At 58.7% G+C, this 15784-nt stretch carries 15 protein-coding genes; 8 read left to right on the top strand and 7 right to left on the bottom strand.

What is annotated here, in order from left to right; translation table 11 throughout:
* Positions 1-93: 93 nt before the first annotated feature.
* The 7 genes from rimP (at position 94) to pnp (ending at position 8680) form a co-directional block, all read left to right on the top strand.
* Complete coding sequence (rimP, locus tag H9C73_RS13620) at positions 94-549, top strand: ribosome maturation factor RimP (RefSeq protein ID WP_209288454.1); 456 nt, start codon at positions 94-96, stop codon at positions 547-549.
* A gap of 30 nt (positions 550-579) precedes the next feature.
* Positions 580-2070, top strand: a complete 1491-nt coding sequence (nusA, locus tag H9C73_RS13615) for a transcription termination factor NusA (protein ID WP_209288453.1) — start codon at positions 580-582, stop codon at positions 2068-2070.
* A 27-nt stretch (positions 2071-2097) separates the two neighbouring features.
* Complete coding sequence (gene infB / locus H9C73_RS13610) at positions 2098-4626, top strand: translation initiation factor IF-2 (protein ID WP_209288452.1); 2529 nt, start codon at positions 2098-2100, stop codon at positions 4624-4626.
* 10 nt (positions 4627-4636) lie between these two features.
* Positions 4637-5053, top strand: coding sequence for a 30S ribosome-binding factor RbfA (gene rbfA, locus H9C73_RS13605; protein WP_209288451.1), 417 nt, complete (start codon positions 4637-4639; stop codon positions 5051-5053).
* 5 nt (positions 5054-5058) lie between these two features.
* Entirely contained in the window at positions 5059-6015 is a 957-nt protein-coding gene (truB, locus tag H9C73_RS13600) for a tRNA pseudouridine(55) synthase TruB (protein WP_209288450.1), read from the top strand.
* Between the two features lie 109 nt (positions 6016-6124).
* Positions 6125-6394, top strand: coding sequence for a 30S ribosomal protein S15 (gene rpsO / locus H9C73_RS13595; protein ID WP_209288449.1), 270 nt, complete (start codon positions 6125-6127; stop codon positions 6392-6394).
* A gap of 183 nt (positions 6395-6577) precedes the next feature.
* Positions 6578-8680, top strand: a complete 2103-nt coding sequence (gene pnp / locus H9C73_RS13590) for a polyribonucleotide nucleotidyltransferase (protein WP_209288448.1) — start codon at positions 6578-6580, stop codon at positions 8678-8680.
* A gap of 75 nt (positions 8681-8755) precedes the next feature.
* On the opposite strand, the gene H9C73_RS13585 is transcribed toward pnp, so the two are convergent.
* Genes H9C73_RS13585 through rsuA form a run of 3 tightly spaced genes read right to left on the bottom strand, consistent with a single transcriptional unit; the run spans position 8756 to position 11170 of the window.
* Positions 8756-9424 carry a hypothetical protein gene (locus H9C73_RS13585; RefSeq protein WP_209288447.1) on the bottom strand — a complete coding sequence of 223 codons (669 nt, stop codon included), beginning with the start codon at positions 9422-9424 and terminating at the stop codon, positions 8756-8758.
* Positions 9425-9438: 14 nt separating this feature from the next.
* Positions 9439-10479: a methyltransferase gene (locus H9C73_RS13580; protein ID WP_209288446.1), complete on the bottom strand. Its 1041-nt coding sequence runs from the start codon at positions 10477-10479 to the stop codon at positions 9439-9441.
* Position 10480: 1 nt separating this feature from the next.
* Positions 10481-11170 (bottom strand): 16S rRNA pseudouridine(516) synthase RsuA, encoded by a 690-nt coding sequence (gene rsuA, locus H9C73_RS13575; RefSeq protein ID WP_209288445.1) that lies wholly within the window; start codon positions 11168-11170, stop codon positions 10481-10483.
* A 123-nt stretch (positions 11171-11293) separates the two neighbouring features.
* Between rsuA and H9C73_RS13570 the strand changes: the two genes are divergently transcribed.
* Positions 11294-12130, top strand: coding sequence for a 6-carboxytetrahydropterin synthase (locus H9C73_RS13570; RefSeq protein ID WP_209288444.1), 837 nt, complete (start codon positions 11294-11296; stop codon positions 12128-12130).
* 69 nt (positions 12131-12199) lie between these two features.
* Here the strand turns inward: H9C73_RS13570 and H9C73_RS13565 are convergent, their stop codons facing one another.
* The 4 genes from H9C73_RS13565 to folK all read right to left on the bottom strand — a co-directional run bounded on the left by H9C73_RS13565 (position 12200) and on the right by folK (position 15782).
* Complete coding sequence (locus tag H9C73_RS13565; protein WP_209288443.1) at positions 12200-13381, bottom strand: acetyl-CoA C-acetyltransferase; 1182 nt, start codon at positions 13379-13381, stop codon at positions 12200-12202.
* A 234-nt stretch (positions 13382-13615) separates the two neighbouring features.
* Entirely contained in the window at positions 13616-14455 is an 840-nt protein-coding gene (gene panC / locus H9C73_RS13560) for a pantoate--beta-alanine ligase (protein ID WP_209288442.1), read from the bottom strand.
* A gap of 2 nt (positions 14456-14457) precedes the next feature.
* A complete protein-coding gene (gene panB, locus H9C73_RS13555) occupies positions 14458-15252 on the bottom strand; it encodes a 3-methyl-2-oxobutanoate hydroxymethyltransferase (protein WP_209288441.1) in 795 nt (264 codons plus the stop codon).
* Between the two features lie 50 nt (positions 15253-15302).
* A complete protein-coding gene (gene folK, locus H9C73_RS13550; RefSeq protein WP_209288440.1) occupies positions 15303-15782 on the bottom strand; it encodes a 2-amino-4-hydroxy-6-hydroxymethyldihydropteridine diphosphokinase in 480 nt (159 codons plus the stop codon).
* Positions 15783-15784: the final 2 nt, after the last annotated feature.

Below are 15784 nucleotides of genomic sequence, written 5' to 3'. Positions count from 1 at the left end.
GTAGGTAAACAATGGCATCGAGTGCCGCGTCAGAAATGGGTCCTTAGTGACCCATTTTTTGTTTCGGTCAACGCCACAACGAGGTCTTCGTCAGTGTCAGCCAAATTAAATGCTCTTAAGGAATTGATCGAGCCGGCCATCAGCGCCCTTGAGCTCGAACTCTGGGGGCTGGAGTTCAACTCCGCCGGGCGTCACAGCACCCTTCGCATCTTCATCGATGGGCCCGAGGGTGTGACGGTCGATGATTGCGCACGCGTCAGCCACCAGGTAAGCGGTGTGCTGGATGTGGAAGACCCGATTCAGGAGCAATACACGCTGGAAGTGTCATCGCCCGGCGTGGATCGTCCCCTTTTTACCCTGCAGCAGTTTGAGGCCTATGCGGGCCATCAGGTGCAGCTGCGTTTACGCGTGCCTTTTGAAGGCCGCCGCAAGTTCAAGGGCCTGCTGAATGGCGTCGAGGGTGACGAAGTTCTGCTGGTTGTCGATGATGAAGAGTATCTGTTGCCGATTGACTATATCGATCGTGCCAATGTGATTCCCCAGTTTTAACACCGGTTTGAGGTTTGGCGAGGCAGTCATATGAATAAAGAGATTCTACTGGTTGCAGAAGCTGTTTCTAACGAAAAGGACGTGCCCAAGGGCGTTATTTTCGAAGCGATCGAAGTGGCTTTGGCGACTGCGACCAAGAAACGCTATGACGAAGAAGCAGATATCCGTGTCGAGATTGACCGTGCGACCGGTGACTATGAAACCTGGCGTCGTTGGCTGGTGGTCAGCAATGACGCAGTGCCGGCCCTGGGGACCGAACTGACGCTTGAAGAAGCTGTTGAGATCGACCCGAAGCTGCAGCCGGGCGATACCTACGAAGAGAAAGTCGAGTCTGTGGCCTTTGGCCGTATCGCTGCCCAAACCGCCAAACAGGTGATCGTGCAGAAGGTGCGTGAGGCCGAGCGTGCAAAAGTGGTTGAGCAGTACAGCGACCGCAAGGGCGAGCTGGTTGCCGGCACCGTCAAGAAGGTGACACGCGACAACATTATTGTCGATCTGGGTAACAACGCGGAAGCGCTGCTGCCACGTGAACACCTGATTCCGCGCGAAAGCTTCCGCATGGGCGATCGAGTACGCGCGGTGCTGGAAGAAGTGCGCAGTGAAGGACGTGGTCCTCAGCTGATCCTGAGCCGTACCTCCAACGCCATGCTGATCGAACTGTTCAGTATTGAAGTACCCGAGATTGCGGAAGAAGTGATCGAGATCCGTGCGGCAGCCCGTGACCCGGGTGCCCGTGCCAAGATTGCGGTGAAAACCAACGATGGCCGCATCGATCCCGTGGGTGCCTGTGTCGGTATGCGTGGTGCACGTGTTCAGGCGGTATCCAACGAGCTGGGTGGCGAGCGTGTCGACATCATCCTGTGGGATGACAACCCGGCGCAGCTGGTTATCAACGCAATGGCACCTGCTGAAGTGGCCTCTATCGTCATTGACGAAGAAAGCCACTCCATGGACGTGGCCGTTGCAGAAGACGCGCTGGCGATGGCGATCGGCCGCAGCGGTCAGAACGTGCGTCTGGCCAGCGAATTGACCGGATGGGACCTGAACGTCATGTCCGAAGAAGAAGCCGCCGACAAACAGCGCTCTGAAGTGGGTGTGGTTGTCGAGATGTTCGTTAAGCACCTGGATGTAGACGAAGAGCTGGCTGAAATCCTGGTCGGAGAAGGCTTCACCACTGTTGAAGAGGTGGCCTATGTTCCGGCTGAGGAAATGCTCGATATTGATGGTTTTGACGAAGAGCTGATCGAAGCCCTTCGTGCACGCGCCAAAGATGCTCTGATCAACCTGGCGATCGCCAGTGAAGAGCAACTGGGTGATGCTGAACCGGCGGAAGACCTGCTGAATATGGATGGCATGGAGCGCGCGCTGGCGTTCCAGTTCGCGGCACGCGGTATTGTCACCATGGAAGACCTTGCGGAGCAGTCTGTTGAAGACCTGCTGGAGGTTGAAGGGTTGACCGAAGAGAAGGCAGCCGAGCTGATTATGACCGCTCGTGCGCCCTGGTTCGCAGAAGAGCAGTAAACGCCAGCGGAAGAGGAGAACACATTTATGGCAGAAGTAACCGTTAAGCAACTTGCCGATGTGGTTGGTGTATCCGCTGAGCGTCTGCTGACGCAAATGCAGGAAGCCGGCATCAAAGGCAAGAAAATTGATTCCATGGTGTCTGAGGAGGAGCGTCTGTCCCTGCTCAGCCACCTCAAGCGCAGCCATGGCGAAAAGGCCGATACGGCTGAACCCAGCAAGATTACGTTGAAGCGCAAGACCCGCTCCCAGCTGAAGATCGCGGGTGCCTCCGGTCAGCGCAAGACCGTCAGCGTTGAAGTGCGCAAGAAGCGTACCTACGTGAAACGCTCGACACTGGAAGAAGAGAGCAAGCCGGCTCAGGCGGAAGAAGCACCGCAGGTTGAAGAAACCTCCAAGCCGGAACCGGCCAAGGTCGAGAAGGCAACGGAAGCACCTGTTGCAGAAGCACCGGCTGAAACCAAGCCTGCCGCCAGCAAGCCGGCGGAAGCCGAAAAGCCGGCAGCCGCAGAAGCGCCTGCCCCGGCCGCACCGGCTCAGCCTGAGCCGGCACCGGCACCTGCCGAGCCTGAATCTGAAAATCCGCGTCGCAAGAACAAGGACAAGGATCGCCGCCGCAAGGACCAGGACGATGAGCGTCCGGCGCGTGGCAAGGGCAAGAAAGGCAAGGGTGGTCGTGACCAGGAGCGTGATGCCGGTGGGCGTCGCGGCAAACTGAGCAAGCGCGCCGGTGCCCGTGGTGGTCGTGGTGGTCGTAATGCTCCGAACCAGCACGGTTTCGAGAAGCCGACCGCACCGGTTGTACATGAAGTCAGTGTTCCGGAAAGCATCACCGTTGCTGACCTGGCCAAGAAGATGTCCGTGAAGGCCGCCGAGGTCATCAAGGCCATGTTCAAGATGGGTGCCATGGCGACCATCAACCAGGTACTGGACCAGGATACGGCCGTACTGGTAGTGGAAGAGATGGGCCACAAGGCCAAGCCGATGCAGGAGAACGCGATCGAGGACGAACTGCTCGAAAGCGTTGCAGCGGTTCAGGGTGAGCAGGAACACCGTGCACCGGTCGTAACCGTGATGGGTCACGTTGACCACGGTAAGACTTCCCTGCTGGACTACATTCGTCGCACCAAGGTTGCAACCGGTGAGGCGGGTGGCATCACCCAGCACATCGGTGCCTACCACGTAGAAACCGATAACGGCATGGTGACTTTCCTGGATACACCGGGGCACGCGGCCTTTACCGCCATGCGTGCACGTGGTGCCAAGCTGACCGATATTGTGGTGCTGGTGGTTGCAGCGGATGACGGTGTGATGCCGCAGACCGAAGAAGCCGTACAGCACGCCAAGGCGGCCGGTGTTCCGCTGGTGGTCGCGGTCAACAAGATCGATAAGGAAGAAGCCGACCCGGATCGCGTCAAGAACGAGCTGGCTCAGCGTGACGTTATTCCGGAAGACTGGGGTGGCGACGTTCAGTTTACGCACGTTTCAGCCAAGAGCGGTGAAGGCATCGACGAACTGCTGGAAGCGATTCTGCTGCAGTCCGAGGTACTGGAGCTCACGGCAGTACGTGAAGCGCCGGCACAGGGTGTGGTGGTTGAGTCCCGTGTCGACAAGGGTCGCGGTTCCGTATCCACCCTGCTGATTCAGAACGGTACCCTCAACAAGGGTGACATCGTACTGGCCGGCCTGCATTACGGCCGCGTACGTGCGATGCTGGATGAGAACGGCAAGCCGATCGAAGCGGCTGGTCCGGCCATTCCGGTCGAGATTCTGGGTCTGGATGGTACGCCGGATGCCGGTGACGAATTCACCGTTGTGTCCAGCGAGAAGAAAGCCCGTGAAGTGGCGCTCTTCCGTCAGGGCAAATACCGTGAAGTCAAGCTGGCCCGTCAGCAGAAGGCCAAGCTGGAGAACCTGTTCGAGAACATGCAGGCCGGCGATGTGAAATCTCTGAACATCGTGCTGAAAGCTGACGTTCGCGGTTCTCTGGAAGCGATCATCCAGTCGCTGGAAGACCTGTCCACCGACGAAGTGAAGGTGAACATCGTATCCAGCGGTGTCGGCGGTATCGCTGAAACCGATGCCAACCTGGCGCTGGCCTCTTCAGCGATCCTGATCGGCTTCAACGTCCGTGCCGACAACCAGGCGAAGGCGATTGTCGAGCGTGAAGAGCTGGAGCTGCGCTACTACAGTGTCATCTATGACATCATTGATGACGTGAAACAGGCCATGACAGGTCTGCTGGCTCCGGAATACCGTGAAGACATCGTGGGTATCGCTGAAGTACGTGATGTGTTCCGCTCACCGAAGCTGGGCGCCATTGCGGGTTGTATGGTCACCGAAGGGACTGTCTACCGTAACAAGCGTATCCGCGTACTGCGTGACAACGTGGTGATCTATGAAGGCGAGCTGGAATCGCTGCGTCGCTTCAAGGATGCCGTTTCCGAAGTCCGTCAGGGTATGGAATGTGGTATCGGTGTGAAGAACTACAACGACGTGAAGGTCGGCGACCAGATCGAAGTGTTCGACACCGTAGAAGTACAGCGCACGCTGTAATCGGAGTAGCATGGCACGCGATTTCAAACGAACCGACCGGGTAGGTGACCAGATCCAGCGTGATCTGGCCACTCTCATTCAACGCGAGATCAAGGATCCGCGTCTGGGCATGGTCACCATCAGCCACGTTAAGGTGAGCAAGGATCTCGGCTATGCCGATGTCTACTTCACCGTACTGGCCTTTGGTGAGCAGACCGACGAGGCGCAGGCAGAGGCGATCAAGAACGCCACTCAGATCCTGAACAATGCGTCCGGTTTTCTGCGCACCGAACTGGCCCGCGGTATCAAACTGCGGATCATGCCGCAGCTGCGCTTCCACTTTGATGAAAGTGTGGAGCGTGGCCGTCACCTGCATGGCCTGATTGAAAAGGCCTGGCAGCAGGAAGCTCGGCGCACGGATGAAGACGAAGATACTAACGGGAACTGACCGCTATGGCCCGTAAACCGAAAGGCCGCCCTGTCAGCGGCCTTTTTCTATTGGATAAACCGCAGGGGTTGTCTTCCAACGCGGCATTGCAGCGCGTCAAACGCCTCTATGGTGCAGCCAAGGCTGGCCACACTGGAGCGCTGGACCCGCTGGCGACCGGCCTGTTGCCGATCTGCCTCGGTGAAGCCACCAAGTACTCCCAGTACCTGCTGGATTCGGACAAGCGCTATCTGACAACAGCCCGACTGGGACAGCGTACGGATACCTGTGATGCTGACGGCGAGGTGACCGAAGAGAAGCCGATTCCTTCGGATCTGAGTCGAGAGCGGATTGAAGCGTTGCTGGTGCAGCATTTCAGCGGCGAAATCGAGCAGGTGCCGCCGGTCTACTCGGCGCTCAAGCTCAACGGTCAGCCGCTGTACAAGCTGGCGCGTCAGGGTGTCGAGGTAGAGGTCAAGCCGCGCCGGGTACGGATCCACGAGATCAAGCTGCTGGCGCTGCGCGAGGATGAAGTGGATCTGGAGGTGTTTTGCTCCAAGGGCACCTATATCCGCAGTATCGTTGAGGATCTGGGGCTTCTGCTGGGCTGTGGTGCTCATGTGAAAGTGCTGCGCCGGCTGCAAACGGGGCCTTTCCATGCGGATCAGATGATGACGCTGGAGCAGCTGCAAATGCTGGCCGAACCGCGCGAAGATGAAGTGCAAAACAGCATACATCAGCGGCTGGATGCGTTATTATTACCCCCTTGGAGTCCGGTGGCCGAGCTGCCGGCTCTTGAGTTGACCGACGAAGAAACCTGGCGTCTGCGTCAGGGGCAGCGTTTTAGACCTGAACAGGCACAGACCGGCGAAAGCACGGGTGAATACCGCCTCTTTACGTCGGGTCAAACGGCATTCATGGGCATCGGTGAAATCGGTGCCGACGGCGTGTTGAGAGCCAAACGGCTGGTCAGCACGGCGTGATGATTCGGCCCAAGGGCTGACTGACGCTGTACTGAAAATATGCTCGGTACAGCGCGACTATCAACCCGCAGTGCACGGCACTGTGTGCATATTAACCAGGAGAGAAACAATGGCTCTGTCCAACGAGAAAAAAGCGGAAATCGTAGCTGAATTTGGTCGTGGCGCTGGTGATACCGGCTCTACTGAAGTGCAGGTTGCGCTGCTGACTGCGAACATTGAAGGTCTGCAGGGGCACTTCAAATCGCACAAGCAGGATCACCACTCCCGTCGTGGTCTGATCCGCATGGTAAACCAGCGTCGTAAGCTGCTGGACTACCTGAAAAAGAAAGATGCTGACCGTTACCTGGACCTGATCGGTCGTCTCGGCCTGCGTCGCTAAGCAGTACCCTCTGAGGCCATACACAGTATGGCCTCAGTTTTATTCAACTCCCCGCAAGCACAGACACAATCATCCAGCCTGTACTCAATTATCCACTGACACAGTGCATGACTGAGTACCGGCTTGAAACGAGGAATGATTGGTCTGCATCAGGGGTGAAATCCAACTCAAGGAGTTTCAATCGTGCAAGCGATCAGCAAGACATTCCAGTTTGGCAAGCATGAAGTGACCATCGAAACCGGCAAGGTTGCCCGTCAGGCAACAGGCGCGGTGATGGTCACCATGGGTGGTGTACAGGTGCTGTGTACCGTTGTGGGTGCACGTGAAGCGAAAGAAGGCCAGGACTTCTTCCCGCTGTCTGTTCACTACCAGGAAAAATACTACGCAGTCGGCCGTATCCCGGGTGGCTTCTTCAAGCGTGAAGCGCGTCCGTCCGAAAAAGAGACGCTGACTTCTCGCCTGATCGACCGTCCGATCCGTCCGCTGTTCCCGAAAGGCTACATGAACGAAGTACAGGTGATCTGTACTGTCATGTCTGCAGACAAGGTGAACGATCCGGATATCGCAGCGATGATCGGTACTTCTGCTGCACTGGCCATCTCCGGTATTCCGTTCCTCGGCCCGATCGGCGCTGCGCGTGTCGGTTTCACCGAAGATCAGGGCTACATTCTGAACCCGACCTTCCAGGAACTGGCCACGTCTGAGCTGGACATGGTCGTTGCCGGTACCAACGATGCCGTGCTGATGGTCGAGTCTGAAGCCCAGGAACTGACCGAAGACGAAATGCTGGGTGCGGTTCTGTTTGCGCACCAGGAGATGCAGGTCGCGATCAGCGCCATCAACGAACTCGTTGCTGAAGCGGGCAAGCCCAAGTGGGACTGGCAGCCGGCCGAGAAGAACGAAACCCTGATTGCGCAGGTGCGTGAGCTGGTCGGTGAAGGCATTGCTGCCGCGTACCAGGTTGCGGACAAGATGCAGCGCCAGGGTACGTTGGCTGAGCTGCGCGCCAAGGCTGTTGAAAGCCTGTCCGGTTCTGAAGAAGGTCAGCCGTCCGATAAGGAAGTGGCCGGCATCTTCAGCTCGCTGGAAAAAGAGATCGTGCGTAACCGCATCATCGATGGCCAGCCGCGTATCGACGGTCGTGACAACAAGACCGTACGTCCGATCGACGTTGAGATCGATATCCTGCAAGGCGTTCACGGTTCTGCCCTGTTCACCCGTGGCGAAACCCAGTCCATCGCTACCTGTACTCTGGGTACCAGCCGCGACCAGCAGATCATCGATGCGCTGGAAGGCGAGCGCAAGGATCCGTTCATGCTGCACTACAACTTCCCGCCGTACTCCGTCGGTGAAGCGGGCCGCATGGGTGCAACCGGCCGTCGTGAAATTGGTCACGGCCGTCTGGCGCGTCGTGGTGTGGCTGCGGTGCTGCCGAATCAGGAAGAGTTCCCGTACACCATCCGTATCGTATCCGAGATCACCGAATCCAACGGTTCCAGCTCCATGGCTTCCGTCTGTGGCGCATCCCTGGCCATGATGGACGCGGGTGTACCGCTGAAGGCGCCGGTTGCCGGTATCGCCATGGGTCTGGTGAAAGAAAACGATCGCTTTGCCGTCTTGACCGACATTCTGGGTGACGAAGATCACCTGGGTGACATGGACTTCAAGGTTGCCGGTACCGAAGCAGGTGTTACCGCGCTGCAGATGGATATCAAGATCACCGGTATCACCGAAGAGATCATGGAAATCGCGCTGGAGCAGGCGCACGAAGCACGCAAGCACATCCTGAAAGAGATGGCGCAGGTTATCGGTTACGCACGTCCGGAACTGCCGGATAACGCACCGGCCATGACGCTGATCAAGGTGAACCCGGAGAAAATCCGTGACCTGATCGGTAAAGGTGGCGCGACCATCCGTGCCCTGACCGAAGAAACCGGTGCCATGATCGACATCGAAGATGACGGTACCGTGCGCATCTATGCGGATGACAAGGCGGCCGGCAAGCTGGCGCTGGATCGTGTTACTGCCATCACCGCTGAAGCCGAAATCGGCAAGATCTACGAAGGCAAGGTCGTGCGCATCGAAGAGTTTGGTGCGTTCGTGAACATCCTGCCGGGTAAGGATGGTCTGGTACACATCTCCCAGATCGCCAAGGAGCGTGTCAACAAGGTGACCGATTACGTCAACATGGATGACGTGATCAAGGTGAAGGTGCTGGACGTGGACGTACGCGGTCGTATCAAGCTGTCCATGAAGGACCTGGAAGCGGATGATGCCGTTTCCTGATAGCGCCTGACGACAGCCACGCTGTAGTCCGAAGCCCCTGTCGGCAAATGCCGGCAGGGGCTTTTTTGTGCAATATCAGGCCGGCTTGTTGTCCTCTTTCATGACGCAGTAGAGGCGGTAGGCAAAGATGGTCGGTACCACGCCCAGGAACTGGACCACCAGCGACACCAGCATCATCAGGTTCTGCTGCTCCGCCAGCAGCTGCCCCAGCGCCAGTTCCGTGGCCAGCAACAGGCCGATAATCAGGGCCAAACCCTGGAACAGCGGCCAGAAGAACTCCCGCGTAGAGGCCCAGCTGGCGCCAATGGACTCAATCGGGCCCTTGCCCTCCATAACGCAGTAGAACTCGGCAAAGGCCAGGCGAATGCCGATATAGATCCCCGGCACGATGAACAGCAGCAGGCCGGTGGAGATGGCCAATGCGGTCAGGATATAGGTCAGCAGCAGTCGGCCCCAGCAACCCAGTCCCGCGATAAGTGCCTGACTGATCGTAAACGGTTGCCCATCCAGTACCGAGCGAAGGTAGAGCAGGGTGGCGCCCCAGTAGACGGGCATCAATGCCAGGTCCAGAGCGGAGCTGAGAAAGAGGCTGCGCTGTACCTGAGCGGTTTCCTCATCGATACCCTGCAGCAACTGGTACTGCACGATGCTGACCAGGGCCAGAAAGGGCACCTGGATCAATGCCAGCTTGTTCGCATGATTACGAAAGAAAAACAGGCTCTGACGGAGGTAGTCTAAAGTCATGCGTCTCTCTTGATCTATGGGTGAATGGGTTGGCGCAACCGAACCAGTTTAAAGTGTCCGTTATCGGCATGCAGCTGTATGTCCTTGAATAGCGGCGCCGCCTTGCGTTCAAGGGGAATATGCTGGTTGACCACAAAACAGGCGGTGCCGTTCCGGTCCAGCAGTCGTGCGGCGGCTGACAGAAAACGGTCTGTCAGGTCTCCGTCGACAGCAAAGCCGCTGTGAAACGGTGGATTGCACAGAATAACATCGAAGGGGCCTTCCACTCGGTCCGCGGCATCCGCGGCAACCACTCTGCCTTCAAGGCCGGCTTGCTGCAGGTTGAACCGGCAGGCCAGCAGGGCCGCTGCATTATTGTCGGTGCAGGTCAGCCGGGTGTCGGGGCCCGCGGCGTTCAGTGACAGATAGCCAAAACCTGCGCCCAGATCGAGCATGCGCCCGGCCAGCGGCAGTGACTGGCCCAGCATCTCGGGGAGTCTTTCAATCAGGAAGGCACTGCCACGATCGACCTTATTCCAGCCAAAGAGGCCGGGTTTGGACCAGTACACCCGTGTGTCGTCCTCACAGGCAGGGCGCAGCTCAGGGTAATTCTGATGCTCAGGACAGTCACCTGCCCGAGGGCCGGGGGTGATGTGTGCACACCAGCTGTCCTTGCCCAGTTTCTGCTCCTGCCGCTCTCCGCCCAGACAGCTGGCAGCCTTGCGGGCATAGGTGCGTATGCCTTCTCCCTTGTCGCCCAGCAGCACCAGACACCCCTGAGGGGCAAGCAGGCGGCGTGCCTCCTGAATCAGGTAATGCACCACGGGCTTTTCCTTGGACACCCGGTACAGGATGCAATCAAACTGTTCATTGGCAAAGTCACTGAGCTCAAAATCACCGAACCGGGCCTGCCAGCCCTGTTGTTCGAGCCGCTCAATCACATCGAACCGGTTGCCCACGACGGTGACCGCCGCATTGGGGGCGCTGCTCAACTGGATATTTTCATCCACCAGCCACAGAGTAGGTCCCGAGGCCGCCTTAAGGCGTGCATTCAGTTCGCCGCTTAACAGGTCCATATCAAATGCTGGCCACTTCCGCTTCGGTCAGTTCACGATACTCGCCCGGCTCGAGCATTTCATCGAGCTGGATCTCTCCAATCTGCTCCCGGTGCAGGGCTTCCACCCGGTTGCCAAGAGCCGCAAACATGCGCTTGACCTGATGGTAGCGTCCTTCGAGCAGGCAGACACGCGCTTCATAATCAGAAAGACGTTCAAGTTCGGCCGGTTTGGTGCGCTGTTTTTCCCCGTTCAGCATCAGCCCTTCCGCAAACTTGCGCTCGGCGTCCGGTGCAATGGGGTCTGCGGTGGTGACATGGTAGACCTTGCCCGTTTTGTGGTTGGGAGAGGTGACGCGATGAGCCCACTGGCCATCGTCGGTCAGCAGGACCAGGCCGGTGGTGTCCACGTCCAGACGCCCGCAAATATGCAGGCGCTCCACGCGCGGGAGTTCCAGCAGAGCCAGTACCGTTGGATGGGTCGGATCATCGGTCGAGCAGACCACGCCTTCCGGCTTGTACAGCATAAGATAGCGGGTGCGGGGGGCTTCCAGTGGCATCCCCTGTAGCGCGACCCGGTCGTCGCTGGCAATCTTGCGTGCCGGGTTGCGCTCGGGCTGTTCGTTCACGCTGATTTCGTCCGCGTGCAGCAGGCGCTTGACCTCCTTGCGAGAGAAGTCCGTAACACTGGCAATGTATTTGTCGAGTCGCATGTGAACCTGAAGGTTGGTAAAAGCGTCTAGTATATAGTAGCTGCCGGATGGACCACAGGCTGTCATGAAAGGCCGGCATGGATTGGTTAGAATACGCACTCGAAACAATATGAAGAGGTGGCCGTGAAGCTTTTTGTCGATAACCTGACGCACGTGGATTTTTCTTACCTGCATCCCGAACGAGGGCTGCTGGGCGAGTCCTGGGCCGTCAACCTGGTGCTGGACGGCAGCCTGGACCCTCAGGGCATGATCTGCGACTTCGGTGTGGTCAAACGCCGCGTGAAGCAGTGGCTTGATGAACAGGTGGACCACCGTTTGATGGTGCCGGCGCAGATGGAGCGTCTGCAGGTCAGTGAGGATGCCGACATGCTTGAGGTGCAGTGGCAATATCCGCAAGGGGAGCGCTTTATCTGCCGTGCGCCGCAGCAGGCGATTGGCCTTGTCCCGCTGGCCAGCATTGATGAGCTGGGCCTGGCGCAGTGGTGCCGTGATCAGCTGCTGGCACTCTTCCCCGAGCAGGTGCGCGGGGTTGATCTGGCATTCGTGCCTGAGTCCATTGATGGCCATTTTTACCACTATAGCCACGGGCTTCAGCAACACGATGGCAACTGCCAGCGCATCGCTCACGGCCACCGTTCGCGCATTGAGATATACCGCAACGACCAGCGTGACGAAGCCTTGGAAGGGATCTGGGCAGAACGGTTCCGGGATATCTATATCGGCACACGCAGCCACCTTCAGGCGTCCTCGAATGAGGAGCATCACTATGCCTACTCGGCGCCGCAGGGGGCATTTGAACTGGTGCTCCCGGCACATGCCTGCTATCTGATGGAGGCCGAGAGCACGGTGGAACAGATCGCCATGCATCTGGCCGAGCGGATTCAGTCAGAGCATCCACATGACCGGATCATTGTGCGGGCGTACGAAGGCATCGGCAAAGGGGCGATTGCCACGGCCTGAGGTCTTCTGCTGCCATAAACGCAAACAGCCGCCCAAGGGCGGCTGTTTTGCTGTCAGGCTCAGGCTGACTTAGTCGCGCTCGATCGCCAGCGCGGTTCCCATGCCACCTCCGATACACAGAGTGGCGAGGCCCTTCTTGGCATCACGCTTGATCATTTCGTGTACCAGACTGACCAGAATGCGGCAGCCGGATGCGCCAATCGGGTGGCCCAGTGCGATGGCACCGCCATTCACGTTGACGATATCGGTGTTCCAGCCCAGGTCCTTGTTAACGGACATGGCCTGAGCGGCGAACGCTTCGTTGGCTTCAACCAGCTCCAGATCGTCGATGCTCCAGTCGGCCTTTTCCAGCGCCTTGGTGGTGGCACAGATAGGCCCTGTCCCCATGATGGCCGGGTCAACGCCGGCAGAGGCGTAGGAGCGGATGCGGGCCAGCGGCTTCAGACCCAGCGCTTCGGCTTTCTCGGCAGAGCAGAGGATCACGGCAGCGGCCCCGTCGTTGATGGTGGAGCTGTTACCAGCGGTAACAGTACCGTCCTTTTTGAACGCCGGGCGCAGTTTGGCCAGCGCATCAGGGGTGCAGCCGAAGCGTGGCTGTTCGTCGGTGTCAAATACCACCGGGTCGCCCTTGCGCTGAGGAATGCTCACCGGGATGATTTCATCCTTGAAGCGGCCGGAAGTGACGGCGGCTTCCGCCTTGTTCTGCGAAGCGCTGGCGAAGGCGTCCTGCTCTTCACGGCTGAAACCGTACTTCTCGACGATGTTCTCGGTGGTGATGCCCATATGGTAGTTGTTGAAGGCATCCCAGAGGCCATCGGTGATCATGGAGTCGACCATTTTCCAGTCACCCATGCGAGCACCGTTGCGGGAGTTGGGCAGCACGTGCGGAGACTGTGACATGCTTTCCTGGCCACCGGCGATAATGACGTCGGCATCACCGCAACGAATGGCCTGGGTCGCCAGCTGCAGGGCCTTGAGGCCTGAACCGCACACCTTGTTGATGGTCATGGCAGGCACTTCCTGCGGGATGCCCGCATGGATCATCGCCTGACGGGCCGGATTCTGGCCACAGCCTGCAGTCAGAACCTGACCCAGAATAACCTCATCGACTTCGGCCGGGTTAAGTCCGGTCTGCTCGATCAGGCCTTTGAGTACTGTGGAGCCCAGGGACGCGGCGGTAAGAGAAGCAAGGGAGCCATTGAACGCACCAACCGCCGTACGACCAGCGGCAACGATCACAACATCACGCATAATAGTGTGCCTCTTCATTTATATCGTTATTGATCCTGTGACCATCCTAAGGGAGCCAGGTGACCGGGGTGTTGCACCAGGGCACGGCACAGGTGGCGACTGTTTGCACAGTAGCCCTGAGGTCTTTCGAGTCTGCGCGATTGTTGAACAGGGTGTCAAGTAGACGAAGCGGGAGAATTATTGCGGTGCAGCAAATGCGCTGCCCGAATGAGCAGCGCAGGGACTGGAGCGTGGTTAGACCTCGAGGTTGTCGATCAGACGCGCACGGCCCAGGTGTGCCGCTGCCAGAATGACAATCTCGTCTCCGGGTTGAGCCGGCTGCAGGCTTTCGCGGTTCAGAATGCGATAGTAGTCGCGCCTGAATCCGGCCGCTTCCAGTGCTGCCTGAGCCGATTCCTCAAGACGGCCAAAATCGGTATCACCGCTCTCGATGGCGGCTGCCGTCTGTTGCAAAGTCTGCTGCAGCAGGGGCGCGATTCGCAGCTCCTCCTCGCTCAGATAGCCGTTGCGTGAACTGAGGGCCAGGCCGGATTCCGCCCGAACGGTGGGAACGCCAACGATTTCAATCGGGATGCACAGGTCACGCACCATCTTGCGAATGACCGCGATCTGCTGGTAATCCTTCAACCCGAATACGGCCAGATCCGGCTGTACCATGTTGAACAGCTTGCAGACGACCGTGGTGACACCACGAAAATGCCCCGGTCGGCTGGCACCGCAGTGGAGGTCAGACAGCCCGGGGACTTCGACCCGCGTCTGTTCGGTCTGACCTTCCGGATAGACTTCGGTCACCGAGGGTGCAAACACCAGATGACAGCCGGCTTCCTGCAACTGGCGGCAATCCTCCTCCAGCGTGCGGGGGTAGCTGTCCAGGTCTTCATTGGCCCCGAACTGCAGCGGGTTCACAAAGATACTGGTGATGACGATGTCGGCCTGCTGCAGCGCAACCTCGACCAGCGTCAGGTGGCCCCGGTGCAGGTTGCCCATGGTGGGGACCAGCGCGATACGCTTGCCGGCGGCACGGTGCTGGCTGACCGCCGCACGCAGTTCCTGAATACTGTGGAGCGTCTGCATGGTTATTCGAATCCGTGTTCTTCGGCCGGGAAACGACCATCACGTACCTGTTCACCATACTGGCGGAAGGCATCCTGGATGCTGTCGGCTTCGGCCATGAAGTTCTTGACGAACTTGGGCGTGCGGCCGGGCGTGATACCCAGCATGTCGTGCATGACCAGTACCTGAGCATCCGTATGCGGTCCGGCACCGATACCGATGACCGGGATGTCCACATTGCGGGTGATCTCGTCGGCCAGCAGGGAGGGAACGCACTCCAGCAACAGCATGCTGGCGCCGGCTTCTTCCAGTCGCTTGGCGTCCTCGAGCATTTTCAAGGCACCCTGGCGATCACGGCCCTGAACACGATAGCCCCCGAGCTTGTTGACCGCCTGCGGGGTCAGGCCCAGGTGTGCACACACCGGTACGCCGCGTTCGGCCAGCAGGCTGACGCTTTCGCACAGCCAGTCTCCACCTTCCAGTTTGACGATCTGGGCGCCGGCCTGCATCAGGACGGCGGCGCTTTCCATCGCCTGTTCCGGCGTGGCATAGCTCATGAAGGGCAGGTCAGCCATGATCATGGCGCCCTGATTACCGCGCGCGACACTGGCGGTGTGGTATGCCATCTCTTCAACGGTGACCGGCAGGGTGCTGTCCTGTCCCTGCAGTACCATGCCGAGAGAGTCGCCCACGAGGATCATCTCGATGTCGGCGCTGCTGACCAGGTGTGCGAAGGTGGCGTCATACGCGGTCAGGACGGCAAACTTTTCACCCGCCTGTTTACGGGCGCTCAGGGTATGCAGCGTGATGTTACTCATAGCCTTCTCTTTGTTATCGTTGAGGTACCGACGGTGTCGGCCTTGCGCGATTATAGCGATATCTTTTCCAGTGTGCCCATAGGGCAGAGGTCCAAGTGCTGCCTGAGCGGGGTACCGTCAGGCAGTTGCAGGTCGGGCGCAATTTCAGCCAGTGGCCAGAGTACAAAGTTGCGTTCCAGCATCCAGGCATGAGGAACGGTCAGCCGCTCGGTACGGATGACCTGATTACCGTACAGCAGAATGTCCAGATCAAGCGTGCGTGGGCCCCAGTGTATTTTGCGCACGCGCTGGTGGGCCTGCTCAATGGCCTGCAGGGCATCCAGCAGTGCTTCGGGTGCCAGTTCTGTTTCAAGCGCCGCAACAGCGTTGACGTAGTCCGGTTGACCGGGAGGGCCAACCGGGTCCGAGCGGTACAGTGCCGAGGTCGTGCAGACCTCTGTGCGCTCGATGCCGTCCAGCTCCTGCAATGCCTGACTGACCTGTTGCTGGGGGTCATCCAGATTGCTGCCAAGTCCGATGTAGGCGCGCATCG

Source organism: Marinobacterium alkalitolerans, assembly GCF_017776525.1.
Taxonomy (GTDB): Bacteria; Pseudomonadota; Gammaproteobacteria; order Pseudomonadales; family Balneatricaceae; genus Marinobacterium; species Marinobacterium alkalitolerans.
Note: the sequence above shows the minus strand (reverse complement) of the source record. Positions and strands in the feature narration are given on the sequence as shown.

Coding starts and splice junctions, on each gene's coding strand:
- nusA (WP_209288453.1), top strand. CDS start 580: ATGAATAAAGAGATTCTACTGGTTGCAGAAGCTGTTTCTAACGAAAAG.
- infB (WP_209288452.1), top strand. CDS start 2,098: ATGGCAGAAGTAACCGTTAAGCAACTTGCCGATGTGGTTGGTGTATCC.
- rbfA (WP_209288451.1), top strand. CDS start 4,637: ATGGCACGCGATTTCAAACGAACCGACCGGGTAGGTGACCAGATCCAG.
- truB (WP_209288450.1), top strand. CDS start 5,059: ATGGCCCGTAAACCGAAAGGCCGCCCTGTCAGCGGCCTTTTTCTATTG.
- rpsO (WP_209288449.1), top strand. CDS start 6,125: ATGGCTCTGTCCAACGAGAAAAAAGCGGAAATCGTAGCTGAATTTGGT.
- H9C73_RS13585 (WP_209288447.1), bottom strand. CDS start 9,424: ATGACTTTAGACTACCTCCGTCAGAGCCTGTTTTTCTTTCGTAATCAT.
- H9C73_RS13580 (WP_209288446.1), bottom strand. CDS start 10,479: ATGGACCTGTTAAGCGGCGAACTGAATGCACGCCTTAAGGCGGCCTCG.
- rsuA (WP_209288445.1), bottom strand. CDS start 11,170: ATGCGACTCGACAAATACATTGCCAGTGTTACGGACTTCTCTCGCAAG.
- H9C73_RS13565 (WP_209288443.1), bottom strand. CDS start 13,381: ATGCGTGATGTTGTGATCGTTGCCGCTGGTCGTACGGCGGTTGGTGCG.
- panC (WP_209288442.1), bottom strand. CDS start 14,455: ATGCAGACGCTCCACAGTATTCAGGAACTGCGTGCGGCGGTCAGCCAG.
- panB (WP_209288441.1), bottom strand. CDS start 15,252: ATGAGTAACATCACGCTGCATACCCTGAGCGCCCGTAAACAGGCGGGT.
- folK (WP_209288440.1), bottom strand. CDS start 15,782: ATGCGCGCCTACATCGGACTTGGCAGCAATCTGGATGACCCCCAGCAA.